The organism is Pseudidiomarina fusca (assembly GCF_032227045.1).
Lineage (GTDB): Bacteria > Pseudomonadota > Gammaproteobacteria > Enterobacterales > Alteromonadaceae > Pseudidiomarina > Pseudidiomarina fusca.
Map to the genome: position 1 here is coordinate 1 of NZ_JANFPJ010000006.1, position 26984 is coordinate 26984.

A 26984-nucleotide genomic window follows, 5' to 3' on the forward strand; every position below is an offset into this window, starting at 1 on the left:
CGCAGAGGAACTCAACTACGGAGTCGATCTATCAACCATCTGAGGGTGGTATCAGATTGATGGGGTGAAGGTGCCCCATCAACCATTAAATCCGTATACCCACTAAAACAAAGCCACCTCGGCAGCAGTTAGGTGCCGATACTCACCCGGGCCTAAATCACCCAGTTTAAGCTCACCTATTTGTTCACGATGCAGGCCTTCTACTTTGTTACCAATAGCAGCAAACATCCGTCGCACCTGATGATAGCGTCCTTCTGATACGGTCACTAACGCTTGCTGCGGATGAATAATATCGAGTTGTGCCGGTTCGGTTAACTTTTTCTCACCATGCAATTGCAGCCCTTGTTTGAATAGCTCTACATGGTGCGGCTCAAGCGGCTCGGCCAGCTCTGCTCGATACACTTTCGGACAGCTACGCTTAGGCGAGATAATCCGATGGGTCCATTGTCCATCATTAGTGATCAGCAAGAGTCCAGAGGTATCTATATCCAGTCGTCCTACCGTGTGAAATTTTTCCGGGTTAGGTAAATCTAAGTAAGCAAATACCGTCATATGACGGGGATCGTCATTGGCACAAACGCAATCTAACGGCTTATGCAACATGATATAAGTTGGGCCCAACAGCTTAAGCGTCACCCCATTAAAAATCACTTCCGCAGTCGCTGGCACCTGCATCGCGCCTTTCTTAGCGACCACACCATCAACACTGACCGCCCCGGCATGCAAAGTTCGCATCGCTTCTTTGCGGCTCATTCCGGTGGTTTCGGCTAAAAATTTATCTAATCGCATCTGCATCACCTACGTTTGCCATGGTTGCTCACCAACACCATGGGCTCGTTACCCAAAAAATAACCTCGCCTAAGCGAGGTTATTGTGCCCCAGAATCTGGGGCTATTATAGCTAGTATCACAGCGGCTTAATAAAAGTTTTTATCCTCAATCACGCCTGCTGCGAATTGGTCGACACCAATGGCATACAGACGGAGTCGCTCAGTACGGCTTAAAGCGCTGGCCTCTTCAGCGCTAATCACTTCGGCTGCCCGCGCTTGCTCTACCAAGGCATCACCGTTGAGATTACCATCAATATCGCCACGTTTAACCGCCTTACGAATACGTTTGTAGACATCTGAATGCTCGCGCATCGCTAAGAATGCCAGTTCCATATGACCGGTCGGATCTTTTTCATCATCCTTCCAATAGGTTAAGAAGGTATGGCGATCACGAGTAACACCCGGCTGCATCATGCTGGTAGAAATTCCCTGCAAAATACTATCGTCCGGCTGATGATAATGGTTGCCTAATGGGAAGATTGCTAAGCGCAAGGTCCACGCAATAAATCGGTTCGGGAAGTTTGCGAAGAATCCTTTAAAGGCTTCACCAATAGCGTACAAATGATGCTGCAGCGCATAATCAACAAACACCAAATCACCACTTTGACGACCATCATCTTCATACCGCTTCAGCACTGCCGAGGCCATGTACAAATGACTTAACACATCGCCTAACCGCGCCGATAACATTTCTTTGCGTTTTAAATCGCCGCCCATCACCAACATCGCCATATCTGCAGTCATAGCCAGCGCTCTGCTCATACGGGTTAATTGTTGATAATAACGTGCGGTTGGACCACTCACTGGGCTCTTATTAAAACGTGCTCCAGATAACCCCATCCACAAACTACCGAAGAAGTTACTCGCGGCAAACCCAATATGTTTGAGTAACAGCTCATCAAAATCATGTAAGCCTTGCTCTTCATCTGGGTTGCTCGCTGCTTCCATTTCTTTCAGTACGTAAGGGTGACAGCGGGTTGCACCTTGTCCAAAGATCATCAAGTTACGGGTAAGAATATTCGCGCCTTCTACGGTAATAGACACAGGTGTGGCCATATAGCCATGGCCCAAATAGTTTCGACTACCTAATTGAATGCCTTTACCCGCATGAATATCCATCGCCGCATCCATCACCTCGCGGCCCATTTCTGTCATGTGATACTTAGTCATGGCCGTGATAACCGACGGACTCTTACCTTCACACAAGGCGGTCACCGTTAACCGACGCATGGATTCGAGGATGTAGTTGGTGCCACCAATTTTACCCATGGCAGCTTGCACCCCTTCGAACATCCCAATGGGCATGCCAAACTGTTGCCGTACGTAAGCATAGGCACCGGTCATGCGCTGCGTAAGGTGGCCCGTTGCTGCCGCCAATGCTGGGAGTGAAATACCACGGCCAGCTGATAAGCATTCCATCAGCATACGCCACCCTTTACCAGCAAACTCTTGCCCACCGATAATCCAATCTAGTGGGATAAAGACATCTTTGCCGTAGGTGGTACCATTCATGAAGGCTTGATTGAGTGGCAAATGACGCTCACCCGTCTCAACACCCTCGTGACTGGTAGGAATTAACGCACAGGTAATGCCGATATCTTCTTGCTCACCCAATAATTTTTCAGGATCGTATAGCTTAAAGGCCAAACCTAAAACTGTCGCGACCGGAGCCAAGGTAATGTAACGTTTGCTCCAATTTAAGCGAATGCCTAAAACTTCTTTGCCTTCAAACTCGCCCTTACACACGATGCCCGTATCTGGAATGGCACCAGCGTCAGAACCTGCTTCAGGGCCAGTTAAGGCGAAACATGGAATATCGGTGCCGTCAGCCAAGCGCGGCAGCCAATAATTCTTTTGTTCATCGGTACCGTAGTGAGTAAGTAACTCACCCGGGCCTAACGAGTTGGGTACCATCACCGTAACGGCGGCACTGATTGAACGGGTCGCAATGCGCGATACAATGTATGAGTTTGCTGCTGGCGAAAATTCTAAACCTCCAAACTCCTTACCAATAATCATGGCAAAGAATTTTTCTTTACGGATGTAATCCCAAACATCTTTAGGTAAATCGCGATCTTGTTGCATGATTTTAAAATCATCCAACATCGCCAATAGCGTCTCTAACTGGTTGTCGATAAAGGCTTGTTCAGCATCAGTAAAGGTCGGCGCCTGAGTCTGGTGAAATTTTTCCCAATCCGGGCGTCCACTAAACAAGTCAGCATCCCACCAGATATCGCCAGCTTGCATGGCCTCGCGCTCGGTTGGCGAAAGCGGCGGCAACACCCGTTTAAAAAAACCAAACGCTGGTCTGCTAATCAGGCTACGGCGAATGTCTTTAATGGCGAATAACAACACCACGGCGACAATCAGGATAATTAAAATTTCCATGCTACTACACCTTATTAAAAGAATGATTCAACTAGCTATAAGCATAGCTGATTATGCTGCCGAGGCGTCAACACCACCGGCAAGAAATGGAATAAGACGATCAATCATCTGGTCTGCTGCAATCGTTTCACCAAAATCTGCTGCGGCAATCTCTCGAAGTGCCGGCCCAGATACCTGTGCAAATACCGTTGCTCCAAGCACAAAGTGTAACCGCCAAAACATATCTACGGGGCTCAATTGCGGGTTAGCTTGATGCAACGCAGCTAATAGATGCTCGATAACATGGCCAAAATGGTCCATGGTATACCGCCGTAGATGCCCTTGAATTTCTGCATAAGCAAATCCCAATAGGCTTAAAAACAACGTGGGACCATGCTTTCTAACCTCACGCAACTGCGCCAATGGCTTACGAAAACAGTCGAATACATCGCGAGTTGATATCTTATTTCGTGCTTGCAGCGCCACCAGTTCTTGCTCTAAGGCGGGCATTAACACCTCTAAATAACGTGCCATAACCGCTTGAATAAGCGCCTTTTTTGAACCAAAATGATAATTCACTGAAGCAAGATTAACATCAGCATCGGCGGTAATCTGCCGCAAGGACGTCTGCTCAAAGCCATGTTCCGCAAATAATGCTTCCGCTGCATTGAGTATTTTTTCTTTGGTTGTAACTCGTTTTGCCATCGTTAACTGGCCTCACCTCTATGCTGTTCTTTTGTAAGCGTTTAGAACAGCCATTTTAAACATGCGTTTCAATTTAATCAAAATAGCATGAATGCGCAAGCGTCAGCCACTTTCCTATCCCTTGATCTGCCTGTTGCTAGCTGATAGTTTATCAATCATGTAAATCTATCAACATTCTAATAACTGAGCAGCCTGGGCCATGCATAAACTTACTCATATCATTTATTTAGCGATTATTGGGGTACTAGTTATTGCGCTAGTTGTTGGCCGATCCGCACCTAGCAGCCCTGTCGCCGGCACCAGTGCAGACCTTAATACTGCAGCGGAGAACACGTCTGCCGCAGCTTCTGTACCTAGCACGTCCTTAACTGCCACCAATGCTGCCACCAATGCTGCTGTAAATAACACGGATAGCGCGGCTGCTTTTGCCAGTGATAGCAGCACTCAACCACAAGCCGCTGCTTCTACCCAAGAGCAACAAAACGTAGCTCAAGAATTAGACCTTAGTGATGCGCAGCTGGCCCGATTGGCCGAATTATTAAAGACCCGTAACCAACAAGAAATAGAGATGTTGCTAGATGTGCAATCAGAAATACTTAATTCTGAGAACATTAGTGAACGTCTTCATACCGAAGCTATTGACCAAGACTGGGCTTATGTCATGACTAGTGAAATAGAAAACCTGTACGCTCAACAGGAAGATTTACAGGGCGCAGAAATTAGCGACATTCAATGTCGCACAACCGTGTGTGAAGTGAGTATTAGCGGTTCAGACTTGCCGTTTGACTACATGATGAAATTTCATAAAGCGCTGGCGCAGTCACCGCAATTAGGCCCAGACTATAAGACCATGATGATCTCTAATTCCTTAGAGGGCTCCCATAAAATTCATATCATCAGACCTCAGCCTTAACCATAACGACTGCGGTAACTGCTAACAGTTACCGCAGTTTGCTGGTTAAACGGTGCTGGTATCAAGTGGAGCAAAACTCTTAACCAACTGATCCACCGCTTGCATTTGCTGTAAATAAGCCTCGAGCTTATTCAATGGCAAAGCACAAGGACCATCACATTTGGCTTGATCAGGATCTGGATGGGCTTCAATAAACAAGCCCGCTAAACCAAGAGCCATCCCCGACCGAGCTAACACAGCAGCTTGTGCACGACGTCCGTCAGCAGAATCTGAACGACCACCAGGGCGCTGTAATGCATGAGTGGCGTCAAACATCACTGGGGCTAGTTGTTTCATTTCGTCCATGCCTAGCATGTCTACCACTAGATTATTATAGCCAAAGCAACTACCACGTTCGCACAAAATCACTTGATGATTACCAGCTTCACCAAATTTTTTCAAAATATGACGCATTTCGTGGGGAGCTAAAAATTGTGGCTTTTTGACATTGATCACAGCACCCGTTGCTGCCATCGCCACCACGAGATCCGTTTGCCGTGCTAAAAATGCTGGAAGCTGAATAATATCAGCAACCTCTGCTACCGGCTGGGCTTGGTGAGGTTCATGCACATCAGTGATAATAGGAACGTTAAAAGTCGCTTTTATCTCAGCAAAAATATCTAATCCTTTGTCTAACCCAGGCCCACGATAAGAGTGAATCGACGACCTATTAGCCTTATCAAAGCTTGCTTTAAAAACAAAAGGAATGCCCAATTTGCTGGTCACTTCAGCGTAGTGCTCAGCAATGCGCATGGCTAAATCACGCGATTCAAGCACATTCATGCCACCAAACAGCACAAAAGGTAAGTGATTACCTACTTGTACCTGCCCTACTTTTATTACTTGAGTATTAATCACATTCGATCCTTACTGGGTCCATGATGAGTTAGTTTAAGCAGCTAACTAACCCTAACCAGCACTAATAACACGAAGAATTTGGCCACATATGTACGCCATATAAGTACCTAGCGCGTAACCAAATACGGCTAGTAATACTCCTACCGGCGCTAACGATGGGTGAAAAGCTGAGGCCACCACGGGCGCAGACGCCGCGCCGCCTACATTCGCTTGGCTACCTACCGCCATGTAAAATACTGGCGCTTTCAGAAGCCGTGCAGTCACTAACATCAGGCTAGCATGAATGACCATCCAGATAGCACCTATTAAGAAATACTTAGGTGAGTCTAGGATAGCAGTAACATCCATGTGTAAGCCGATAGTCGCGACCAAGATATAGACAAACAAAGAACCAAATTTGGATGCTCCTACCCCTTCTAATTTCCGTGCCGGAGTAAAAGAAAGGATAACCCCAACGGTGGTTGCGATGACGATTAACCAAAAGAATTTTTTATCCAAACTAAAATCTTTGAGGAGCGGCAGATGCTCGCCAATAAAAGGTGCCAGCACATCAGCGCCCCAGTGAGCAATACCTGTTACCCCAAATGCAACAGCAAGAATAAACATTAAATCAGGTAGTTTAGCCTCACGGTTATGTTGCGCTTGATAATGCTCCATACGCTCTTTAATGGTTTCAATGGCACTGGTGTCGGCGCCAATCCGCGCATCTATGGCTTTGCTATTAGCAGCCATATACAACAACACTGCCATCCATAAATTGGCGACAATGATATCCACGGTAACCATGGCTGAAAAAATCTCGCCGCCAACTTCGTAAACTTCTTTCATGGCCGCCTGATTAGCACCGCCGCCAATCCAGCTGCCGGCGATGGTAGTCATACCGCGCCACACCGCATCCGGTCCGGCGCCATTTAGCAATTCAGGAAAAACCAGACTTACCAGTAACAGTGCAATAGGCCCACCAATCACAATCCCCAAGGTGCCTACCAAAAATAAAATCACTAACTTAGGCCCCAGCCGCACAATGGCTTTTAAATCGAGACTTAAGGTAAGCAGTACCAAACAGGCTGGCAGTAAATAATCCATCACCAACGGATACACGCCAGTACTGGCGCCATCGACAATCCCAAAGGTGTTCAGTAAAGACGGGATAAAGTAACAGAGTAAAAGCGCTGGTACCCATTTATAGAGCTTTTGAAAAAATGGATGTGAGCTGGATTGGGTGTAAAAAATCGCACCCAAAATAACGGCCAGCAAGCCAAAAATAATACCATCGTTAGTTATGAGAGCGGTTGTTTCCACGTGGGCTCCTTAGTTGTTCTTATTTTATTATTGGCATCCATGGCGCTACTCTCACTTGCCTTAATGCAAGATATGCTGCGGTGCCGCCCAAGTCTCTAATTGCAGACGCAATAATTGAGCACTAGGGTCATCAGGACATTGTTCGACAAAATACAAATAATCGTCAACCGCGGCTTGCTGACAATCTAGCTCTTCTAACACATAACCACGATCTCGAATTTCGTAGGGGTCATCGGGATGGATGGTTAATAACATATGCACGGTCGTCAGCGCATTCGCAAAAGCCCGATCATGAATAAACGCATGTTTTAATTCAGTCAAATAACGAACTAAAACCGTTTTTTGATCGGCCGCTTCAAACATATCCCACCCAAAATCAACGACATTTTCAGTGAGATCTTCAAAGCGCTCTTGCACCTGATAGCCCTCTAGCAAGTCTCCGTTGATGGGGTCAACAAAATAACTTTGTTGTTGATAATCAAATCGCAATAATGGATAACCAGGAAAATCGACCAGTTCTAATTGCAAGCCCGCATAAGCAGCGGCCTCTTGCAGCAACAAAGCTAAACTCATGGGTAACCCAGTGCGATAGCTAATCACTCGATCCAGTAGAATCCTTTGGCTACCAACGATAGGTTCAGGCGCATCACTAAAACTTAGGTTAAAGAAGAATTGCTCAGTTAATCCTTGTAATTTCTCTACACCTTCAAGCTCATCAAGGTCTTCCGCCAAGTGCCGAATGCTTTGATAATAATCAGCTACGTACTGATCACTATCCGAATGAAAGGCACGACTTACTTCCCAGATGATTTCTATGGTAGGAAGAATTTCTTGAGCAATATGTTCTAAGTATGAAAAACGCATAAACTATTCTATTACTTTCCTTAGCCAATCAATGCTTGTTTGCTAATAGCTACATGCAATAAAAAGGCAATCCAGCCTAGGGCCACCGCAAAACCAAGCGTACGCACCAAGGTGGTGGTTGCTTTCATGGCAACTAAACCAGCTAAAATATAACCCACTAAACCAATCAATTTATTGGTCGCAAAAGCATCCCACGGGCGGTATATCATCAAGCCAACGATACTGAGTAACAACAAGGTATCGATGACATGAGGAACAATCTTTACCCACTTCTGCTGAGCCACCTTAGCATCGATGCTAACCCAGAAAAAACGTAACACGAATAATAACACACTCAAGGCTACAAAGGTGACGTGCATGTGTTTTAGCGCCATATAAGACATCTTATATCTCCTGCTTTATATTTTAAAAGTTATTATTAATCAGCTAGTTGCCTATATGCCGTAGCTATCTTTACCGCTGTTTCTGGTTGATGCTCGGCTAACCAGTTACGATAAAACTCTAGTTCAAATTGCAATTGCTGCTGTTTGGCCACCACCTGCATGATGTCACGATAAGAACGCAGCGACGACATCACACAGGTAAAGAGTTTTTGTGCAGTAAGTTCTGTTTTAGCTTTGTAATCATTAATATCGTAGTTCATTACCACCGCGCGCTCAGGCGCTTGACCTGGTTGCCCCGTGCGTAAAATAATTCGTGATGACTGGTTTTTGGCTTGCTCGCGAATAAACCGCGCCACCATCAAACCCGCGTCATCAGTATCCATCACCACATCTAACAAGACAATGGCAAGGTCAGGATGCTGCAGCACTAACTGCTCAGCTTCATGACGCGAATAGGCACTTAAAAATTGCAGCCCACGCCCTTCAAATTGCAGGTCCATCAAAGCGAGCCGTGTTACTGCATGGACTTCTCGTTCATCATCAACGATTAAGATTTTCCATGGCTCTTGATTCGCTTGGTTATGGTGTTCGTTATTATCAGGTTCGTTGGCAAAGATAAATTCGCTACTCATTACTAGCCTCTTCGGTTGTCTGCCCCACACATTGACCATAAGTATAGCGTTCGTTACCGCCATAATCACAACCACTGGCCACTGCTGTAAACCCTTGTTGTACCATCAGTTGTCGTACCGCTGCAGCTTGTTGCCAGCCATGCTCTACCACCAACCAGCCCTGTGGCTTTAGGTAACTCGGTGCTTGCGCCACGATGGCGGCTAAATCAGCCAAGCCCGCGTCTGTGGCAACCAAGGCTGACCGCGGCTCAAATCGCACATCACCTTGCTGCAAATGAACATCACTAGCATCAATATAAGGTGGGTTACTGACAATCAGATCAAAACCTTGGTTTGTGATGGCACTGAACCAATCACTACAACTAAAGCTCACCGGTAGCTGCAGCCGTGCCGCATTGGCAGAGGCAAGCGCTATGGCTGCCGCCTCTTTATCGATCCCTTGTATGTGCCAGTGCTCACGTTCACTTGCTAGGGCCAGCGCAATAGCCCCGGTCCCTGTACCTAAATCGAGCACGTGCGCGGTAGCCGGCAAGGTTAAGCTAAGCGCAAACTCAACTAAACATTCGGTATCAGCCCGAGGGATTAAAGTACTAGGGTTGGTCGCTAAGGGTAATGACCAAAACTCGCGCTCGCCCAGTAGATAGGCCATGGGCTGCCCGGCTTGGCGTTGCATGACCCACGCGCTGAACTGCTGTTGCTGCGCCGCCGTTAACTCAGCTTCAGGCCAAGTAAACAAGTAACTACGCTGTTTAGCTAATACCTTAGCCAACAACACCTCAGCGTCCAGCTTCGGGCTGGAGGATTCACTCAACTGCGTTACGGCCCACTGCAATGCCTGTGCGACCGTGCCTACTGCGCTGTGTTGCTTATCCGCCATGAGGTGCCTTCATTGCCGCAGCCACCTTAATGTTGTTCTGACAAAGCCGCAAGTTGGTCTGCTTGATGCTCTTGCACAATGGCATCCAAGAGCAAATCCAACGCACCTTCAAGCACTTCATCTAAACGGTACAAGGTTAAATTGATGCGGTGATCACTCACTCGTCCTTGTGGATAATTGTAGGTACGAATACGCTCTGAACGGTCACCACTTCCAACCAAGCTACGCCGCGTTGATTGTTCTTCGCGTTGGCGCTTTTCGTCTTCTGCTGCTTGTAGTCTTGACTGCAACACCGACATGGCTTTCGCGCGGTTCTTATGCTGTGAGCGCTCGTCCTGACATTCCACCACAAACCCCGTTGGGATGTGGGTGATCCGAATGGCTGAATCGGTACGGTTGACGTGCTGTCCACCAGCACCGGAGGCACGAAAAGTATCCACTCGTAAGTCCGCAGGGTTGATCTCAATCGCCTCGGCTTCTGGAATCTCTGGCAATACCGCCACCGTACAAGCAGAGGTATGCACCCGACCTTGCGATTCAGTATCTGGTACCCGTTGCACACGATGGCCGCCGGACTCAAACTTCATCCGCCCGTAGGCACCATCACCTGATACGTGCGCAATCACTTCTTTAAAACCGCCATGTTCGCCTTCGTTACAACTCACCATGCTAACCCGCCAGCCATGATTCTCAGCATAGCGGCTGTACATTCTAAATAAGTCGCCGGCAAAGATAGCGGCTTCATCGCCACCGGCACCGGCACGAATCTCTAAGTAGCAAGGACGGTCGTCGTTAGGATCTTTAGGCAGCAACAAGATTTGTAGTTGTTGCTCTAACTGCTCTTGTTGCTGTTGCGCAGCTTCTAATTCGAGCTTGGCCATCTCACGCATTTCTGCGTCATCTTCTTGCATCATCTCGCGCGCCCCCTGTTCATCCGATTGGGCGCGTTGATAGGCGGTAAAGCACTGAACCAGCTCTTCTAACTGAGAATATTCTCGTGATAAGGCTCTAAATTTGTCTTGATCCGAAATAATTTGCGGATCACTTAATAAATGCTGTACTTCTTCATAGCGCTCTAACAGCGCTTCTAGCTTTCGAATAATCGAAGGATTCATCATCGGGCGAAGACCTTACTCGTCATCTGCAATTAATTGTTGGAATAGTGCCAACGTGTGTTGATCACCCGTGGCTCCAGCGGCTCGCATTAACCGCGTGGGTTGGTGTAAAAACTGCCGGGTTAAGCGTTGACTAAACTCACTCAACACCGCATCCGCATCTTTACCTGCGGCCAGCTGTTTTTGTGCTCGTTGTAATTGTTCAGCGGCCATGGCTTCGATGCGTTGGCGATAATCACGAATCACATCAACATGGCTTAGTTGACGTAACCAAGCTAAAAAGGCATCACAGTGCTCTTGAATAATGCCTTGTGCTTCTGCAGCGGCTTCTTCACGGTTACGTAAATTCTCGGTGATGATACCTTGCAGATCATCAACCGTGTATAAATAAGCGTCAGCAAGCTCGTTTACTTGCGCTTCAATATCTCGCGGTACCGCTAAGTCAATCAGCAACATAGGTTGGCGACGCCGCTGTTTTAAGGCATGTTCAATCAAGCCTTTGCCAATAATCGGCAACGGACTTGCGGTAGAACTGATGACAATATCGGCCTTAGGCAATAAATCTTGCAGCTCACCTAAGGTGTGCGCATGACCACCAAACTGCTCAGCTACTGTCGCGGCCCGAGTTAGCGTCCGGTTAGCTACCATCAAATGCTTCACGCCGTGCTCAGTTAAGTGTTGGGCAACCAACTCGGCAGTATCACCAGCCCCCACCAGTAACACATTAGATTCTGGTAACTCGGCAAAAATTTGGCGCGCCAGATTTACCGCAGCAAAAGCCACTGACACCGCGTTCTCGCCCACTTTAGTTTCCGTACGAACGGTTTTAGCAACGCGGAACGTTTGCTGAAATAAGCGCTCTAACACGCTACCAACGCTGGTTTGATTGCGAGCAAATTGATAGGCTTGCTTTACTTGGCCTAAAATCTGCGGTTCACCCAGCACCAGCGAATCTAAACCACTGGCTACGGCCATTAAATGAGCGATGGCGGCACCATCTTGATAGCCATAGCTATGTTCTCTGAGCTGTTGCAAGGGGATGCCGTGATAACCGGCCAGCCAACCTGTGAGCAAATCTAACGAGGCTTCGCCATGACAGTACAATTCAGTTCTATTGCAAGTAGAGACAATCACCGCTTCTTGCACGCCGGTTTGCTCACGCAAAGCCGGCAGCGCGCTATGCAGCTGCTCAGGCGAGAAAGCAACCCGCTCTCGTAATTCTACGGAAGCGGTTTTGTGGTTAACACCCAGTGCGAAAATGGTCATAATAGGAAAAAATTGCAAGCCTCTGGCTACTGCGAAACGCTGGCAATTGTACGTGAAACCCCTCATTATTAAAAGCATGCGAACAGGGATAAACCTGCACATGAAACGTCTTCTATTAGTAGTACTCCTAAGTGGGTGGTTAAGCGCCTGCTCTACGGTACCAACCAGCACCACGACCACCATGGTGTCGGCCGGTGCCATTGCGGCCCAACAACAGCAGTTAGCTGAGCTAACCCAATGGCGTTTGCGCGGCCAAATGGCAATTTTTGACTTACGCGAAAATGACCGCCACGGCATTTACGTGGATTGGAACCAATCCCCCAATCTCGTCAGTATGCACTTTTCACATCCACTCAAAGGTACTCTTGCCACACTCGAACAAACCTCTAACGGTGCTCTGTTAATTGATAATGATGGCAACGAATATCGTGACAACAGCGCCAGCGCCCTGCTTGAGCGCTATTTTGCGGTGCAATTACCGTTCGATTTATTGCAACAGCTGGTGTTGGGTGTGCAACCTGAGCAAATGTTTGAAGCGCACTACCAATTGCTCGATGATGACCCACAACAACGCGCGTTACTGGCCGATTATCAATTGCTGGCGGCCCGCCAAATGTGGACCGCGGAGCTGCGCCAATACCAGCCGGTAGCCACTTACTTATTACCTCACAGCATTGATTTAACCTCAGCGCACTGGCGCCTCAAACTAAAGGTATCGCAATGGCTACTCTGAGCCTTTCGGCTGTTGCCAAACTGAATTTATTCTTGCATATCACCGGCCAACGTCATGATGGCTATCATTTACTCGAAACGCTATTTCAATTTATCGATTACGGTGATCGCTTAGATTTTACCCTTACCGCTACCGACACGCTTGATTTTAGCTGTTCGGTAGCTGAACTCGCGGGCCCTGATAATCTAGTGCTTAGGGCAGTTCAACTGCTGCAACAGGAATTTCCTGAACATGCCCGTGGTGTGCGTATTCACCTCCATAAAGTACTGCCCTGCGGCGGAGGCCTTGGCGGTGGTTCGTCGGATGCAGCCACCACCTTACTCGCCTTACGCCAGTTATGGCAGTTACCCCTCAGCACCGCTGAGTTAGCCCAGCTAGGCTTACAACTAGGAGCCGACGTGCCGATTTTTGTTAGCGGCCATGCAGCTTTTGCCCAAGGTATCGGCGAGCAATTAACGCCGATGACGCCGGCCTGTCCTTGGTACTTAGTGGTGCACCCCGGCGTCCATGTCAGCACCCCAACTATTTTTCAGCATCCGCAACTGCCGCGCCAACATGCGCCCATAGATCCGCAGCAGTGGAACTGGCACAACACCCAAAACGATTGCCAACAACTGGTCTGCCAACTCTATCCAGAAGTTGCCAAGGCCCTGGCCTGGTTGGTAGAATACGCGCCGTCTCGGCTGACCGGCACCGGTGCCTGTATTTTTGCCCGGTTCGACCAGCAGCAACAGGCTCTTGCTGCGCTGCAACAGCTACCTGCGGCTTGGACAGGGTTTGTCGCCCGTGGCATCAACGAATCCCCGGTCTGCCAGCAATTGCGGCAGGCTTCAACTGTAACCTAACCATTGAAAACAGAGGTTTAGTGTGCCTGACATGAAGCTCTTCGCTGGCAATGCAACGCCAGAACTCGCCAAGAAAATTGCCGACCGTTTGTATATCAAATTAGGCGATGCTGAAGTGGGCCGTTTTAGTGACGGTGAAATCAGTATTCGTATCAACGAGAATGTGCGCGGTTCTGACGTTTTTATTATTCAATCAACCTGTGCCCCTACCAACGATAACCTGATGGAATTAATCGTGATGGTAGATGCTTTGCGCCGCGCTTCAGCCGGCCGTATTACTGCAGTTATTCCCTATTTTGGCTATGCGCGCCAAGATCGTCGCGTACGCTCGGCTCGGGTTCCTATCACCTCCAAAGTAGTAGCTGACTTCCTCTCCAGTGTTGGGGTGGATCGGGTGCTGACCGTTGATTTGCACGCAGAGCAAATTCAAGGCTTCTTTGATGTACCGGTAGACAACGTGTTTGGTACCCCAGTTCTGCTTGAGCACCTGCGCCAACAAGCTTTCCATAATCCAGTGGTGGTCTCTCCGGATATCGGTGGTGTGGTTCGCGCGCGGGCACTAGCCAAATTACTAAATGATATTGACTTGGCCATCATTGATAAGCGTCGTCCACGAGCCAACGAATCACAAGTGATGCACATCATTGGTGATATTCAAGACCGTGACTGCATTATCGTTGATGACATGATTGATACTGGTGGTACGCTTTGTAAGGCCGCTGAAGCACTCAAGAAAAACGGTGCTAAACGAGTGTTTGCATACGCCACTCACCCGGTCTTCTCAGGCAATGCCGTGAGCAACATCCGCGATTCTCATATTGACCAAGTAGTAGTAACCGATAGCATCCCTTTGAGTGCTGAAATGAAAGCCTTAGATAAAGTGCATCAGCTGACTCTGAGCGGTATGCTCAGTGAAGCGCTACGCCGCGTGAGCAACGAAGAATCAATCTCAGCAATGTTTGAGTATTGATTGAGTTTTAAGGGCGCCAGTGGTAATATTTCGCGCCTTTAAAATTGGCGAGCCATTTTTAAGGAACTTGTCGGGTATTTGGTCGCGAATAGCCGACGTCATTTTATTTAACGGAGACACTCCATATGTCAACTATCGATTTTACTATTCAAGCAGAACTGCGTACTGATACAGGGAAAGGTGCGAGCCGCCGCCTGCGTCGTGCGGAAAAAGTACCTGCTATTTTGTACGGTGCAGATAAAGAAGCCATCTCAATCACTCTAGATCACAACAAAGTGAACAACATGGCTGATCATGAGGCTTTCTATTCGCACATTTTGACGTTAGTGATTGACGGCAAGAAGCACGAAGCTATCTTGAAAGACGTTCAACGTCACCCGTTCAAGCCTAAATTGACTCACTTGGATTTCCAACGTGTTGTTAAAGGTCAGAAGTTACACACGCACGTTCCAGTACACTTCATCAACGAAGCTACTGCAGTTGGCGTGAAGCAAGAAGGTGGCGTTGTTGTTCACCATGTTGCAGATTTAGAAATCACTTGTTTGCCAAAAGATCTTCCAGAATTTGTTGAAGTTGACATCGCCAACTTGAAACTGGGTGAAACCTTACACTTGAGCGACCTTAACCTACCTAACGGTGTGGAATTGGTTGAGCTTGCTAAAGGTGAAGATCATGACCAAGCGGTAGTATCTATCACTGCACCGCGAGTTGAGAAAGAAGCAGATGCTGAAGAAGTTTCTGCAGAAGTTCCAACTGCAAAAGAAGCAAAAGCAGATAAAGACGCTGAATAAGCTCTGATGTCTCGCATTCGCTTACTCGTGGGCCTGGGTAATCCAGGCCCCGAATACTCTCAAACACGTCACAATGCAGGCTTTTGGTTAGTAGAGCAATTTGCTCGCAGCCATGGCCAACAACTGCAGCCCGATTCCAAGTTTTTTGGTAACACCACCCGCATTCAACAAGGTGCTCTCGATTTACGAGTGCTACAACCGATGCAATTTATGAATCGCAGTGGTAACGCCGTCGCCCTACTAGCTCATTTCTACAAAATTTTACCTGAAGAAATCTTAGTGGCTTACGATGAATTGGATCTTCCAGCTGGAGTCGCCAAGTTCAAAACCGGGGGTGGTACCGGTGGCCATAACGGCATTAAAGACATAGTGGCACGGTTGGGCAGTCAGAACTTTCATCGCTTACGTATTGGTATCGGTCATCCTGGTGATAAAAGCAAAGTAACCGGTTGGGTACTTGGCAAAGCACCGGCTCATGAGCAACAATTGATGGACGATACCATTACGGAAGCTTGCCGCAGCATTGATCTGTTATTACAGCAAGATATGCGCGCAGCACAACAGCACTTACACAGTTTCAAAGCACAGAGAGAGAAATAAGCATGGGATTCAAATGCGGTATCGTCGGTTTACCTAACGTGGGCAAATCAACCCTATTTAATGCCCTTACCAAAGCTGGCATTGAAGCGGCTAATTTTCCTTTTTGTACGATTGAACCAAACACAGGTGTGGTAGCGGTACCAGATCCACGCTTAGACCAGCTCAGTGAGATTGTGAATCCACAACGAGTGGTTCCCACTACCATGGAGTTTGTGGATATCGCCGGTTTAGTTAAAGGCGCATCTAAAGGCGAAGGTCTCGGCAACCAGTTTTTAGCGAACATCCGTGAAACAGATGCGATTGGCCATGTTGTACGCTGTTTTGAAAACGACAACATTGTGCATGTTGCCGGTAAAGTAGACCCTGCCGAAGACATCGAAGTGATTAACACTGAACTTGCTCTGGCTGATTTGGATAGCGTCGAAAAAGCTATCTTGCGTCAGGGTAAAAAAGCTAAAGGCGGTGATAAACAAGCGGCTGCTGAAATCCAAGTTTTGCAAAAGCTACTGCCAGCTTTAGAAAATGGCGATATGGCCCGTTCAGTTGCTTTGAGTGATGATGAGAAAGCCACCATTCGCAGCTATAACCTATTAACGATGAAGCCTACCATGTACATTGCCAACGTGAATGACGATGGTTTTGAGAATAACCCTTACTTAGATAAAGTTCGCGAAATCGCTAGCAAAGAAAATGCCATTGTAGTGCCAGTTTGTGCTGAAATTGAGTCAGAAATCGCTGAACTAGACGATGCCGAGAAAGCTGAGTTTATGGCTGACTTAGGCCTCACCGAGCCGGGTCTTAACCGGGTGATTCGTGGTGGTTACCAATTACTAAACCTACAAACGTACTTTACCGCAGGGGTTAAAGAAGTTCGCGCTTGGACCATTCCAGTCGGTGCAACTGCTCCGCAAGCGGCTGGTAAAATCCATACCGACTTTGAAAAAGGCTTTATCCGCGCCGTTGTTGTTGGTTTTGATGACTACATTCAATATCGTGGCGAGCAAGGCGCAAAAGAAGCTGGTAAACGCCGCGAAGAAGGCAAAGAATACATAGTGAAAGATGGCGACGTTATTTTATTCCGCTTTAACGTCTAACCTCGCCTACAGCTGGTTTGAAACCAAAAAACACGCCTAACGGCGTGTTTTTTTATAGCGCTTTTTATTCTGAGCTGGGAAGCTGGCTCCATTCCGCCCAAGAACCATCATACAATTGTAGCGAACGATTTAATCCTGCCTGAGCTGAATACTGCCAGGCGGCCAACAACAAAATACACGCCGTTATACCCGAACCACAAGTAAACATCAGGTGTTTATCTGCAAACTCGCCAAAATACTCATCCAGCTGTGCCACCGTTTTATAGTGATAGCCGTTCAATAAGCTGGCAAAAGGTAAGTTTATCGCGCCAGGGATATGGCCCCCATGGCTGCCGGCGCGTGGCTCTGCTGCCGTACCGGCAAATCGTGCCGCTGACCGAGCATCTAACAACACCCATTCCGCCGAACCTTGCCGTTGTTTGATTTGCTCAGCTGTCACCAGCCATTCGGGTTGCAGTTGCGCCATCACCTTACCCCGCCGCTTCGGCAAGGGCGCATAGCCCGTTAAGTATTGATAACCAGCGGCCAACCACTGAGGCAAACCGCCATTGAGAATAGCTACTCTATGCATCCCCATCGCTTTGAGAATAAACCAAGCGCGGGGTGACGAATAAACACCTTGGTTATCATAAAGAATAATGGTGTCGCCGGCCTCGATACCCAAAGCTTGCAAACGCGCAGACACTTGCTCTGGCGTTGGCATCGCATTGGGTAAGGCACTCACGGTATCGGTCAGTTCAGTTTCTAACGCAAGATCACGGGCGCCAGGAATCACTTGCAACTGTGGGTAGACAATGGGTTCTTTTCCCACGACCTTGGTCATACTTGCATCTAACACATGCAATTGCGGATCACCTAAGCGACCTGCCAACCAATCACAATCAACCCAAGCGGTGGTGCTTGCAATCATCGTTTTACTAACTCCTACATTTCACCCAAGAGCTGCTCGTTCTTGTTAACCAATGATTGGTAACCAATGATTGATAACCAATTATTGATAACCGATGCTAACGGCCACTAACATAGCTACTGCGCAAGCAAAAATAAGCTTAATCATCAAGGGTGCAATAAATTTGAACCAGCGCTCGTAAGGAACACCAGCTAATCCAAGAATGCCCATAAGTACCGGATTCGTCGGTACTATCATATTCATTAAACCATCGCCCATCTGAAACGCCAACACCGCAATTTGACGACTGATACCGGCGGTATCCGCAATGGGCACCATGATCGGCATGGTCACAAACGCCTGACCACTGCCAGAGGGAATGAATAAGTTAAGCATACTCTGAATAAATAACATACTCACGGCCCCAAAATGGGCACCAAAGGCTTCTACCGGCATGGCTAAATAATAGATCACAGTGTCGAGCACTTGGCCTTGTTCCATAATCATGGCGATTGAGCGCGCAAAACCAATCAACAAGGCGGTCGCTGTTAACTCTGCCGCCCCTTCAATGAATTGATTAGCAGCTTGATTTGCGCCCATCTTAGCGACGATAACCGCAAATAAGCCAAAACCTAAAAACAGCGCACTCAGTTCAACCAAGTACCATCCGTGAACTTTGATGCCCCAAATCAGTAGGCCTAAAACCGCCACAAATCCTAACAAAATGATTTTATGGCGCCCCGTTAAACGCGGATACTCAGTAGTTGCGTTACCTTGTTCCGGGGTCAGATCAGCGAGTAACGATTGGCTAGGATCAGCAGCAACCCGTTTGGCATATTTGTAAACATGGTGAAAACCAATCCCAAATAGTACCGGCCACAATACTAAGCGATACCACAATCCCGATGCCGGAGGAACCTCGGCCACCGCCTGCGCGATGAGCAGCGTAAAGGGGTTAAATAGCGATAAACCGTAGCCGATACCGTAACCGACAATCAAAATCCCCATGGCGGTAATACCATCGAGTTTTAGCGCACGACATAAAGCAACCAACATGGCCACAAAAATCAAATACTCTTCGGCGACGCCAATCAAGGCTGAAAAGATCCCAAAGGTCAACATACCGCCCAGAATTAACCAACCGGTTTTGTTGGCGAATTTAGCTAACAACAAGCCAATTAATGCATCCAGCATGCCAGTGGCACGCAAGATCCCCATCACCCCACCAATCAACAGCACAAAGAAAATGACGCCTTGGGCATCGGCGAGCGCTTGCGGAATCACGGTGAATAGGGTTAACGGTGACAGCCAAGGCTGTTCCGCCAACGTGCTGTAAGTGCCTGGTTGCACCACCGTTTGACCGATATCATTAACGCTACGCTGAAATTCACCAGCAGGGATCAGCCAAGTTAAAACTAACGCGGCTAGCATCATGTACATCATCAGCACCAGCGTGTGCGGGATTTTTATTTTAATCATGAAAGGAATAACCTATTTTTGTTCTTGTGGGTAGACAATCTCGTGTTGCATGGCGGCGAGTATAGCAAGTAAACGGTTTTGAGTGCTAACCGAAAGCTGTTGTTGCTGCATGGCGGTGATCAGATTCTCAACGACGGCATTAAATTCAGCACTACTAATACGCATGCCCCGATGCACCTCAACCATATCGGCTCCTGTGTATTCACAGGGTCCCCCCGTTAACTCACAGAGGTGCAACGTTAACATCTGATGAAAACGTTCAATATCAACTCGTTCAAAATGATGGATAACCCGCTCATCAACCGCAATTGCAAGTACAAAAGCTTCCATCAATTGACTCAGCCCTTGATACTCACCAAGCGCTAGATACAACGAATTATCGCGCTGCTGCAACTCAGTTGGCGCTATCGTGGCGCTCAAAGGAGCGGCACTGTGTGCTACTGCGCCACTATGAATACTGCCAGCTAGCACCGCAGCTAGTACCCACAACGGGCGCTTCGCAATGTTGTAACTCCGCATGCCTGCCCCCTTAAAAACTAATCTGTAACGAGCCATACACGCCCGTTTGGCCGGCCGCCCCGGCAATGGCATCTAAATCAGTGTAAGCAAGAGCCACAGCAACGCGCTTACTCGGAAACCAGCCCACAAAAACATCGTACCAATCTTGTTCTTTGGCGAAACTCAAATTATCTGGTTTTTGCCGATACTCCATGCCCACTACCCAATGACGGTTAACAAACATCGCCACTGACGCTTCTGCTACCCATTGGTAGTTGTTCTGCAAGTCGCCACCAAAGCCAAGCAACCCTAGCTCGTTCGCACGAGTGCCGCGTACGGTTAAGTTAGCCAGCCAAGTACGATGCCAAGGGCCATCTAACCAAGCCTTGGTCGCACTCACGTAAAGATCGGTGCCATTGGCGGACGCTGCACCTAGTGCTTGCGGTAAGCTAAAATCACCCGAGCGTTTGTGCTGCAGGCCAATACTCACTTGTGGCATAGCGCCATAAATAACATCACCCGCAAGGCGATATTTAAGCCCATAAATCGATTGCTTCAGTTCGCCACCTAATTGCTTCAACTCAAAGTTCTGCCGCGCATAACTGAACTCCCAACGATTATCATAGGTGACAGTCGCGGCACCCACCTGCAACTGATAGTCATCAACGTCAGCTACATTGAAGGCTAGGGTTGCGCCCCATTGCTGTTGATCGGCGTAACTTGCTAAGGTTGCCCAAGGGACAATTCCCCCTCCCCCAGCACCTTCAATATTGGTCAAGCCTCCGGTTGCTAATAAGCGACCAAACTCGGCTTGGGCAGGGGCGCTCAGCAGACCTAGGGCCGCCGCCACTAACCAACCTAACTTAGCAGATCTTGCTGTGTTCATGCTTACTCTGCTCATGCTTGTTGTCCTTGTTGATGTTGTTTGAGCCATAGCTCAAGCTCCGCCGCAGCTAACGGCCGACTGAAGTAAAATCCTTGCACTGTGGTACAGCCTAAACGCTGCAAGACCTGCCAAGTAGCTTGATCTTCAACCCCCTCAGCAACAGTCTGCAACTGCAATTGATGCGCCAGCGCTAAGGTGGATTGCACAATAGTTTGGTCGACCTCACTGTGCGCCAGTTCTTGGATAAAAGAGCGGTCTAACTTCAATTCATCTGCAGGGAGTTGCTTCAGTTGGGCCAAGGACGCATAACCGGTGCCGTAATCATCGATCGCTATTTTAAAGCCGAGCTCGCGTAAGGCTTGGAGTTTAGCTTTGGCACTGGTGGGGTCTTCCATCACTGCACTTTCAGTCACCTCAAGGGTGATCCAAGCCGGCGCTATGCCCTGTTGTTTTGCCTGTTGCTGTAATTCAGTCACTAAGCTCGGTGAGGATAGATCTAAAGCCGACAAATTCATCGCTAAACTTAGCTTATGCCCTTGCTCATGCCATAACGCCAGTTGGGCTAAGCCGGCACTAATCACCCATTGGGTGAGCCGATAAATTTCTCCCGTTTGCTCCGCCAGCGGAATAAATTCATCGGGCCGCACCACGCCAAGGTGTTCGTCGCGCCAGCGCAATAAAGCTTCAACCCCAACCACAGTGCCCGTAGCGGTCGCAAGCTTAGGTTGATAGTGCAACTGCAAGCGTTGTTCGCGCACCGCTTTGGGCAGCGCTTGCACTATCTGCAAGCGCCGTAAATACTGCTCGTCCATGCCAGCTTGATAAGCCACCGCAAAACGGTTCTGTAGTCGAGCTTGGCGGGCGCACAATTGAGCCTTACGCAGCAAATCATCGACGGCATCCGCGCCGCCAGTAAAAGCTAAGTAGCCACTATGAAAATGCAATAAATAGCTACTATCAGCTAACCACCAAGGTTGTTCTAGCTGCAGTTTTAATTGCTCTAGCAACCGCTCAACTTGCGGCAAGGTTTGTCCAACCCCAACCAACACAAATTCATCACCAGCTAACCGTGCTAGCCACCAAGGTTTGCTGAGTAAGGCGCTAAGCCGTTGTGCTATGGCCTGCAACAGACGGTCCGCCACTTGCTGGCCAAACTTGTCATTGACCTCGCCAAACCTAGCCACATTGAGCAAAATAATGTAGCCCTGCTGATGGCTTTCGATAGCTTCACGCAGATAACTTTGCAAACTCACCCGATTGGGCAGTTCGGTCAGTAAATCATGCTCCAACTGAAAGACAATTTGCTGCTCACGCATGGCAATATCATGGCGCATGGCCTCAAACGCCGTCCCTAACTTGCCAAATTCATCACCCCGATTGATGCCAATAGGTTTAGCATAGTCGCCTTGCCCAAGGCGTTGCGTGGCCTGGGTTAATTGCGCCAGTGGTTCGGTAATTTTGCGTGCTGTTAAGATCGCCAACAAGCTGGCTAAAATAAGTAGCAGCAAGGCCATCGCCGCATATTGTTGTTGCAGGGTGACGAATTCTTGTTGCGCCTGCTGCCGTTGGCTAGAAAAAATCACCTGTAACCCCTGCGGGCCGGCTAATTGCGCCGTTTGACTCAGGTTATTGATATGGGCGGCTAAGTCCAGCTGCTGTAACCGCTGGTCTAAGGGCTGTTGATTATTACCCAAAATAGTGCGCTCAGCTGCACTCAAACTTGAGGCATAAATTTGCTCGGTGCCAACCTCCATGAAGCTAATATCAGCCAGAGTTAACTGTTGCAATAACTTGGCTAGCTCATCATCAACGCGAAAGCCAAGGGTTGCCCAGGCGATAAGATCCGGCGCCTGTACTGGCACAGTGACTATTTGAAAAATCTCATCTTGCACCAAAATCAAAGGTGCAGCCGCAACTGCAGTACGTGCCGCAATACTCGGTAAGGCACTAACCGCATGGGTTGCTGCAACCTCATCCCCGGCCGCATTTTGTAACACCATCAAGTTAGTGCCAATGCGCTCACCATGGTTAACCAGCGCCGAAATGATGGTTTCTTGGTCTTGGCTAGCTATCGCCTCCCGAAAACCAAAATCTGCCGTGAGTACCGCCGCTGCTTGTTGTAATTGCTCCGTTCGCACTTGCATTAATTCTGAAAAAACGCGCTCGCTCACCAGCAACTCGCGCTCTAGACTCCGTTCAGACTGAAGTGCCACCACCCAACGTAAAGTCACCAACGAGGTTGCCAAAATGCCTGCGGTAAGCAGCAAAAACAGCAGTAATAATCGAGTTCTGAAGCTGTTGATGCGCATTTAATGCTGCTCACTCATAAGGGTTTGTTGTTTACGCTGATTAAATTTTTGCTGTAACGGCGATAGTGGGGGTGGTTGCTGCTGTTGTTTGCTCACTGGCAGTTGCACCACCAGTTCCGTTTGCCCGCTGCGCACAGTCACCAGAGTGTCGGTAACAGTATTTTCCTGGCCCGGATACCAGACCGCTAACTGGGTGCTCCCAGCCGGCACTGTCACTTGGCCTTGCGCATCCGTTTGGGCGCTGTACTGATGCGGGCTGATATAGATGTAGGCTTTCATATGGTCGTGGATATTGCAGCCCAGCACCACCACCCCAGCTTGCTCAAAGCGCACCAGCGGCTGCTCACGATTGCTGTAAAGAGGTAACTCGAAAGGCTTGGCGGGCGAGAACGAAAAGACTTGATGGCGAATGTTATCCCGATTGGGGAACACCACTTGGCTGCCCTTGGCGACTACTAAGATGAAGGGAACAAATAATTTATCCACCTGATCCATCACGTAGGTTTCTGCCGTTAACAAATTATCTGCGCTGTTCGTTGTCGTTGGAAGGTCTACTCCTGCCGGAATACTAATCACCGCCCCAGCTAAGGGTTGTTGCTGTGCGTCTAACACTTTAACTTGCAGGTTAGTTGCGGTTGCTGCGGCCGAGAAGATTAACGCAAGTACTGCTATGCTGCTTACAGCACCGAGTAAGAAAACCGTAAAAACGGTTTGAAATAACCGCATAGTAACCTCATGTATTCACTAGTAACATGGTTTCAGATGAGTGACTATAAAAGGTAACCCTTACCTTTTGCACGACTTTTTTCAAATAAGGAGCAAAACATGGCAACCCGCACCGAAACCGATAGCATGGGCTCCGTCGAGGTACCAGTTGATGCCCTTTGGCGCGCCCAAACTGAGCGTGCGCGACAGAATTTTCAACTCAGCTCGTTGCGCTTTCCAGCCCGTTTTATTCATGCCTTGGCGCAGGTTAAAGCCGCTGCTGCGCAAGCTAATGCCAAAGCCGGCGTGCTAACCCAGCCCCAAGCGCAAGCCATTATCGCTGCGGCTGATACCATTTTAGCGCAAGCTGAACCAGATAGTTTTCCGCTAGATATTTTTCAAACCGGCTCGGGCACCAGCACCAATATGAACATGAACGAGGTGCTCAGCAGCCTAGTCAAACAACAAAGCGGGCTCGAGCTGCATCCTAACGACCACATTAATGCCAGCCAAAGCAGTAACGATGTGATTCCTACCACGATTCTGGTGAGCTCAACCTTGGCTATCAGTCAACAGCTGCTGCCGGCCTTGCAACATTTACAGCAAGTGATCAAACAAAAAGCGACCAGCTTAAAAGATGTGGTTAAAACCGGCCGTACCCACCTGATGGATGCCATGCCGCTTACCTTCGCCCAAGAACTATCGGCCTGGGCAGCCCAAGTTAACCATACCCAGGTTACTTTAGAACAACATTTGCAATTACTACAACAATTGCCTCAAGGTGGTACCGCCATCGGCTCAGGCGTTAATGCTCCGGATGGGTTTGCGGCAGACTTTTGCCAAGCGTTGAATGAGCGCAGCGCCGCTCAGTTTTGCCCGGCTGCAAATCTGTTTGCTGGTATTGCTGGGCAAGAAATCAACGCCATGGTGAGCGGCACCCTGAATGCGATCGGCACGGTACTGCTCAAAATCAGCAACGATTTACGTTGGATGAACAGCGGTCCACTGGCTGGCCTAGGTGAAATCAGCCTGACCGCGTTACAGCCGGGCAGCAGCATCATGCCAGGTAAAGTGAATCCAGTAATTCCTGAAGCTGTAGCTATGGTTGCGGTGCAGGTGGCGGGTAACTACCACACGGTCAGTGCTGCAGCGCAGCAAGGCAATTTCCAATTAAATGTGATGTTGCCGGTAATTGCCTACAATCAACTGCAAAGTATTGAACTGCTCAGCCACGCGGCCCGTGCCCTAGCTGACCAAGCGATTGCTGATTTCAGCGTCAATCACCAACGCATCAACGCCGTGCTAGCTCGTAATCCGATTCTAGTAACCGCCTTAAATCGCGAGATTGGCTACAACCAAGCCGCCGCCATTGCCAAACAGGCCTATCAGCAACAGCGCGATATTCTTGACGTTGCTGCTGAGCAAACGGATTTAGATCGCGACACCTTAGCGCGCTTACTGGATCCCAAACGACTTACCGAATAAATCGCAACTCAACACAGGAGTGATCATGTCAAAACATGTTGTTATTACCGGTGCCAACCGTGGTATTGGCCTAGCTTTAACTGCGCAGTATTTGGCCCAAGGCGACACAGTGACCGCTGTTTGTCGTAGCAGTAGCGAAGCCTTAGAACAGTTGCAGCCAAGCCGAATCATTACCGGCATCGATGTGACTGATGCCAATGCCGTACGCGAGTTAGCCCAACAGCTTGCCGATCAAACCATCGATATTTTGATCAATAACGCCGGCTTGTTAGAACGCGATAGCTTAGGTGCTATCCATGCCGACAGTTTACTGCGGCAATTTCAGGTTAACGCAATGGGGCCATTGATCCTCACCGATGCGCTGCGCTCTCGCCTACATAACGGCAGTAAAGTAGTGCTTATCACCAGCCGCATGGGCTCCATGACAGATAACGGCTCGGGTGGCTATTATGGCTACCGCATGAGTAAGGCCGCCTTGAATGCCGCGGGGGTTTCCTTAGCACGGGATCTCGAAGCCGCTGGGGTCGCGGTAGCCTTGCTGCATCCAGGCTTTGTACAGACCGAGATGGTGAATAACGCCGGCGATATCAGTGCTGATCAAGCTGCAACTCGACTTATCGCTCGCATTAATGAACTAACCTTAAGTTCCAGTGGTCAATTTATCCATAGCAACGGCGAGTCACTCCCGTGGTAGCGACTCATTCTCCTCATAAGGATAAATCATGATTTCCAACAATAGTTTACGCCCGTTAACCGCGGGCATTTTAGCCGCTGGGTTGGTGCTTGCGGCGGGGGTGTTAAGCTATGCCCTTACTGCTAGCGTACAAGAGTTTCGTAGTTTTGAACGGGTGGTCGAGGTCAAAGGCCTAGCTGAACGCGAAGTTGCCGCTGATACGGCGATTTGGCCACTTAAAGTGGTTCGAGCTGGCAACAGTCAACAGACCATTTACGAAGAGCTTGATGCTGATATCAAGGCCATCCAAACCTTTTTGCTGAATAATGGCTTTAGTCAGGATGATATTTCTATCGCCGCACCAAATGTCCTCGATAAACTAGCTGAACGTTGGGCCACAGAAGACGTTGGCTTGCGCTATACCGGTGAACAAACCCTAACGGTTTATACCAACCAGGTCGACAATGTTCGAGCCCTACGGCAACGCTTATCCGAGTTAGGCAAACAAGGCGTGAGCTTAAGTGGAAATGCCTACGAAACCCAAGTGGAATATCATTTTAATGGCTTAAATGCGATTAAACCTAGTATGATTGAGGAGTCGGCGCGCAACGCCCGTGAAGTCGCCTTACGTTTTGCCGAGCATTCTAATAGTGAATTAGGTAAAATTCGTAGTGCTAATCAAGGGCAGTTCAGTATTTACGATCGGGACTCCAATACCCCTCATTTGAAAATTGTGCGGGTGGTGTCGACGGTTGAATACCAACTTGTTGATTAACGACTGCGGATTCGTTGATTAATTAAACAAACTATCGCTTTTTTAAGCAATCGCGCAGAAATACGCGTTTTTTTGAGAAAAAGTGGTTGACGGTATCGTCCC

Annotated in this window: 27 protein-coding genes; 10 read left to right on the plus strand and 17 right to left on the minus strand. The window is 48.6% G+C overall.

What is annotated here, in order from left to right; translation table 11 throughout:
• Positions 1 to 102: 102 nt before the first annotated feature.
• From rsuA to psrA, 3 genes are all read right to left on the minus strand, one after another.
• On the minus strand, positions 103 to 789 hold the full coding sequence (rsuA, locus tag NOG12_RS03345) for a 16S rRNA pseudouridine(516) synthase RsuA (RefSeq protein ID WP_153825738.1): 687 nt from the start codon (positions 787 to 789) through the stop codon (positions 103 to 105).
• Between the two features lie 127 nt (positions 790 to 916).
• Positions 917 to 3217 carry an acyl-CoA dehydrogenase gene (locus tag NOG12_RS03350; protein WP_313932414.1) on the minus strand — a complete coding sequence of 767 codons (2301 nt, stop codon included), beginning with the start codon at positions 3215 to 3217 and terminating at the stop codon, positions 917 to 919.
• A gap of 51 nt (positions 3218 to 3268) precedes the next feature.
• Positions 3269 to 3901 (minus strand): TetR family transcriptional repressor PsrA, encoded by a 633-nt coding sequence (gene psrA / locus NOG12_RS03355; RefSeq protein ID WP_153825740.1) that lies wholly within the window; start codon positions 3899 to 3901, stop codon positions 3269 to 3271.
• A gap of 199 nt (positions 3902 to 4100) precedes the next feature.
• Between psrA and NOG12_RS03360 the strand changes: the two genes are divergently transcribed.
• The gene (locus NOG12_RS03360; protein ID WP_313932415.1) at positions 4101 to 4814 is read left to right on the plus strand and encodes a hypothetical protein; all 714 of its coding nucleotides are present in this window, start codon (positions 4101 to 4103) and stop codon (positions 4812 to 4814) included.
• 45 nt (positions 4815 to 4859) lie between these two features.
• On the opposite strand, the gene kdsA is transcribed toward NOG12_RS03360, so the two are convergent.
• The 8 genes from kdsA to hemA are packed head-to-tail and all read right to left on the minus strand — an operon-like array spanning position 4860 to position 12150.
• Positions 4860 to 5708 carry a 3-deoxy-8-phosphooctulonate synthase gene (kdsA, locus tag NOG12_RS03365; RefSeq protein ID WP_162014458.1) on the minus strand — a complete coding sequence of 283 codons (849 nt, stop codon included), beginning with the start codon at positions 5706 to 5708 and terminating at the stop codon, positions 4860 to 4862.
• 54 nt (positions 5709 to 5762) lie between these two features.
• Positions 5763 to 7013 carry a DUF819 family protein gene (locus NOG12_RS03370; protein ID WP_313932416.1) on the minus strand — a complete coding sequence of 417 codons (1251 nt, stop codon included), beginning with the start codon at positions 7011 to 7013 and terminating at the stop codon, positions 5763 to 5765.
• A gap of 60 nt (positions 7014 to 7073) precedes the next feature.
• Positions 7074 to 7877 carry a transglutaminase family protein gene (locus tag NOG12_RS03375; RefSeq protein WP_153825742.1) on the minus strand — a complete coding sequence of 268 codons (804 nt, stop codon included), beginning with the start codon at positions 7875 to 7877 and terminating at the stop codon, positions 7074 to 7076.
• 20 nt (positions 7878 to 7897) lie between these two features.
• Positions 7898 to 8260, minus strand: coding sequence for a SirB2 family protein (locus tag NOG12_RS03380; RefSeq protein WP_110074745.1), 363 nt, complete (start codon positions 8258 to 8260; stop codon positions 7898 to 7900).
• 35 nt (positions 8261 to 8295) lie between these two features.
• A complete protein-coding gene (locus tag NOG12_RS03385) occupies positions 8296 to 8892 on the minus strand; it encodes a response regulator (protein ID WP_110074746.1) in 597 nt (198 codons plus the stop codon).
• Positions 8885 to 9769, minus strand: coding sequence for a peptide chain release factor N(5)-glutamine methyltransferase (gene prmC, locus NOG12_RS03390; RefSeq protein ID WP_153825743.1), 885 nt, complete (start codon positions 9767 to 9769; stop codon positions 8885 to 8887). The genes NOG12_RS03385 and prmC overlap by 8 nt, the downstream gene beginning before the upstream one ends.
• A gap of 26 nt (positions 9770 to 9795) precedes the next feature.
• The gene (prfA, locus tag NOG12_RS03395; RefSeq protein ID WP_110074948.1) at positions 9796 to 10884 is read right to left on the minus strand and encodes a peptide chain release factor 1; all 1089 of its coding nucleotides are present in this window, start codon (positions 10882 to 10884) and stop codon (positions 9796 to 9798) included.
• Between the two features lie 15 nt (positions 10885 to 10899).
• Positions 10900 to 12150, minus strand: coding sequence for a glutamyl-tRNA reductase (hemA, locus tag NOG12_RS03400; RefSeq protein ID WP_110074748.1), 1251 nt, complete (start codon positions 12148 to 12150; stop codon positions 10900 to 10902).
• Between the two features lie 100 nt (positions 12151 to 12250).
• Between hemA and lolB the strand changes: the two genes are divergently transcribed.
• The 6 genes from lolB (at position 12251) to ychF (ending at position 17183) form a co-directional block, all read left to right on the plus strand.
• Positions 12251 to 12883 (plus strand): lipoprotein insertase outer membrane protein LolB, encoded by a 633-nt coding sequence (gene lolB, locus NOG12_RS03405; protein WP_313932417.1) that lies wholly within the window; start codon positions 12251 to 12253, stop codon positions 12881 to 12883.
• Entirely contained in the window at positions 12871 to 13728 is an 858-nt protein-coding gene (ispE, locus tag NOG12_RS03410) for a 4-(cytidine 5'-diphospho)-2-C-methyl-D-erythritol kinase (protein ID WP_110074750.1), read from the plus strand. The genes lolB and ispE overlap by 13 nt, the downstream gene beginning before the upstream one ends.
• Before the next feature lie 22 nt (positions 13729 to 13750).
• Positions 13751 to 14698: a ribose-phosphate pyrophosphokinase gene (locus NOG12_RS03415; RefSeq protein ID WP_110074751.1), complete on the plus strand. Its 948-nt coding sequence runs from the start codon at positions 13751 to 13753 to the stop codon at positions 14696 to 14698.
• Between the two features lie 125 nt (positions 14699 to 14823).
• Positions 14824 to 15489, plus strand: coding sequence for a 50S ribosomal protein L25/general stress protein Ctc (locus tag NOG12_RS03420; RefSeq protein ID WP_153825746.1), 666 nt, complete (start codon positions 14824 to 14826; stop codon positions 15487 to 15489).
• Positions 15490 to 15495: 6 nt separating this feature from the next.
• Positions 15496 to 16089: an aminoacyl-tRNA hydrolase gene (gene pth, locus NOG12_RS03425; RefSeq protein ID WP_153825747.1), complete on the plus strand. Its 594-nt coding sequence runs from the start codon at positions 15496 to 15498 to the stop codon at positions 16087 to 16089.
• A gap of 2 nt (positions 16090 to 16091) precedes the next feature.
• Complete coding sequence (gene ychF, locus NOG12_RS03430) at positions 16092 to 17183, plus strand: redox-regulated ATPase YchF (protein ID WP_153825748.1); 1092 nt, start codon at positions 16092 to 16094, stop codon at positions 17181 to 17183.
• A 64-nt stretch (positions 17184 to 17247) separates the two neighbouring features.
• On the opposite strand, the gene NOG12_RS03435 is transcribed toward ychF, so the two are convergent.
• The 6 genes from NOG12_RS03435 to NOG12_RS03460 form a co-directional block, all read right to left on the minus strand.
• On the minus strand, positions 17248 to 18093 hold the full coding sequence (locus NOG12_RS03435; RefSeq protein WP_313932418.1) for a sulfurtransferase: 846 nt from the start codon (positions 18091 to 18093) through the stop codon (positions 17248 to 17250).
• A gap of 81 nt (positions 18094 to 18174) precedes the next feature.
• Positions 18175 to 19551, minus strand: coding sequence for a YfcC family protein (locus NOG12_RS03440; protein WP_313932419.1), 1377 nt, complete (start codon positions 19549 to 19551; stop codon positions 18175 to 18177).
• A gap of 12 nt (positions 19552 to 19563) precedes the next feature.
• Positions 19564 to 20070: a group I truncated hemoglobin gene (locus NOG12_RS03445; RefSeq protein ID WP_162014443.1), complete on the minus strand. Its 507-nt coding sequence runs from the start codon at positions 20068 to 20070 to the stop codon at positions 19564 to 19566.
• 10 nt (positions 20071 to 20080) lie between these two features.
• A complete protein-coding gene (locus NOG12_RS03450) occupies positions 20081 to 20950 on the minus strand; it encodes a DUF3034 family protein (protein WP_228759441.1) in 870 nt (289 codons plus the stop codon).
• Positions 20947 to 23244, minus strand: coding sequence for a putative bifunctional diguanylate cyclase/phosphodiesterase (locus tag NOG12_RS03455; protein WP_153825751.1), 2298 nt, complete (start codon positions 23242 to 23244; stop codon positions 20947 to 20949). Before NOG12_RS03455 ends, NOG12_RS03450 begins: the two co-directional genes overlap by 4 nt.
• A complete protein-coding gene (locus NOG12_RS03460) occupies positions 23245 to 23970 on the minus strand; it encodes a hypothetical protein (protein WP_153825752.1) in 726 nt (241 codons plus the stop codon).
• A gap of 99 nt (positions 23971 to 24069) precedes the next feature.
• On the opposite strand from NOG12_RS03460, the gene NOG12_RS03465 reads away from it, so the two are divergent.
• From NOG12_RS03465 to NOG12_RS03475, 3 genes are read left to right on the plus strand one after another with little or no spacing between them, the layout of a single operon-like run.
• On the plus strand, positions 24070 to 25434 hold the full coding sequence (locus tag NOG12_RS03465) for a class II fumarate hydratase (protein WP_153825753.1): 1365 nt from the start codon (positions 24070 to 24072) through the stop codon (positions 25432 to 25434).
• 25 nt (positions 25435 to 25459) lie between these two features.
• Positions 25460 to 26128 carry an SDR family oxidoreductase gene (locus NOG12_RS03470; RefSeq protein WP_153825754.1) on the plus strand — a complete coding sequence of 223 codons (669 nt, stop codon included), beginning with the start codon at positions 25460 to 25462 and terminating at the stop codon, positions 26126 to 26128.
• 28 nt (positions 26129 to 26156) lie between these two features.
• On the plus strand, positions 26157 to 26882 hold the full coding sequence (locus NOG12_RS03475; RefSeq protein WP_313932420.1) for an SIMPL domain-containing protein: 726 nt from the start codon (positions 26157 to 26159) through the stop codon (positions 26880 to 26882).
• Positions 26883 to 26984 lie beyond the last annotated feature (102 nt).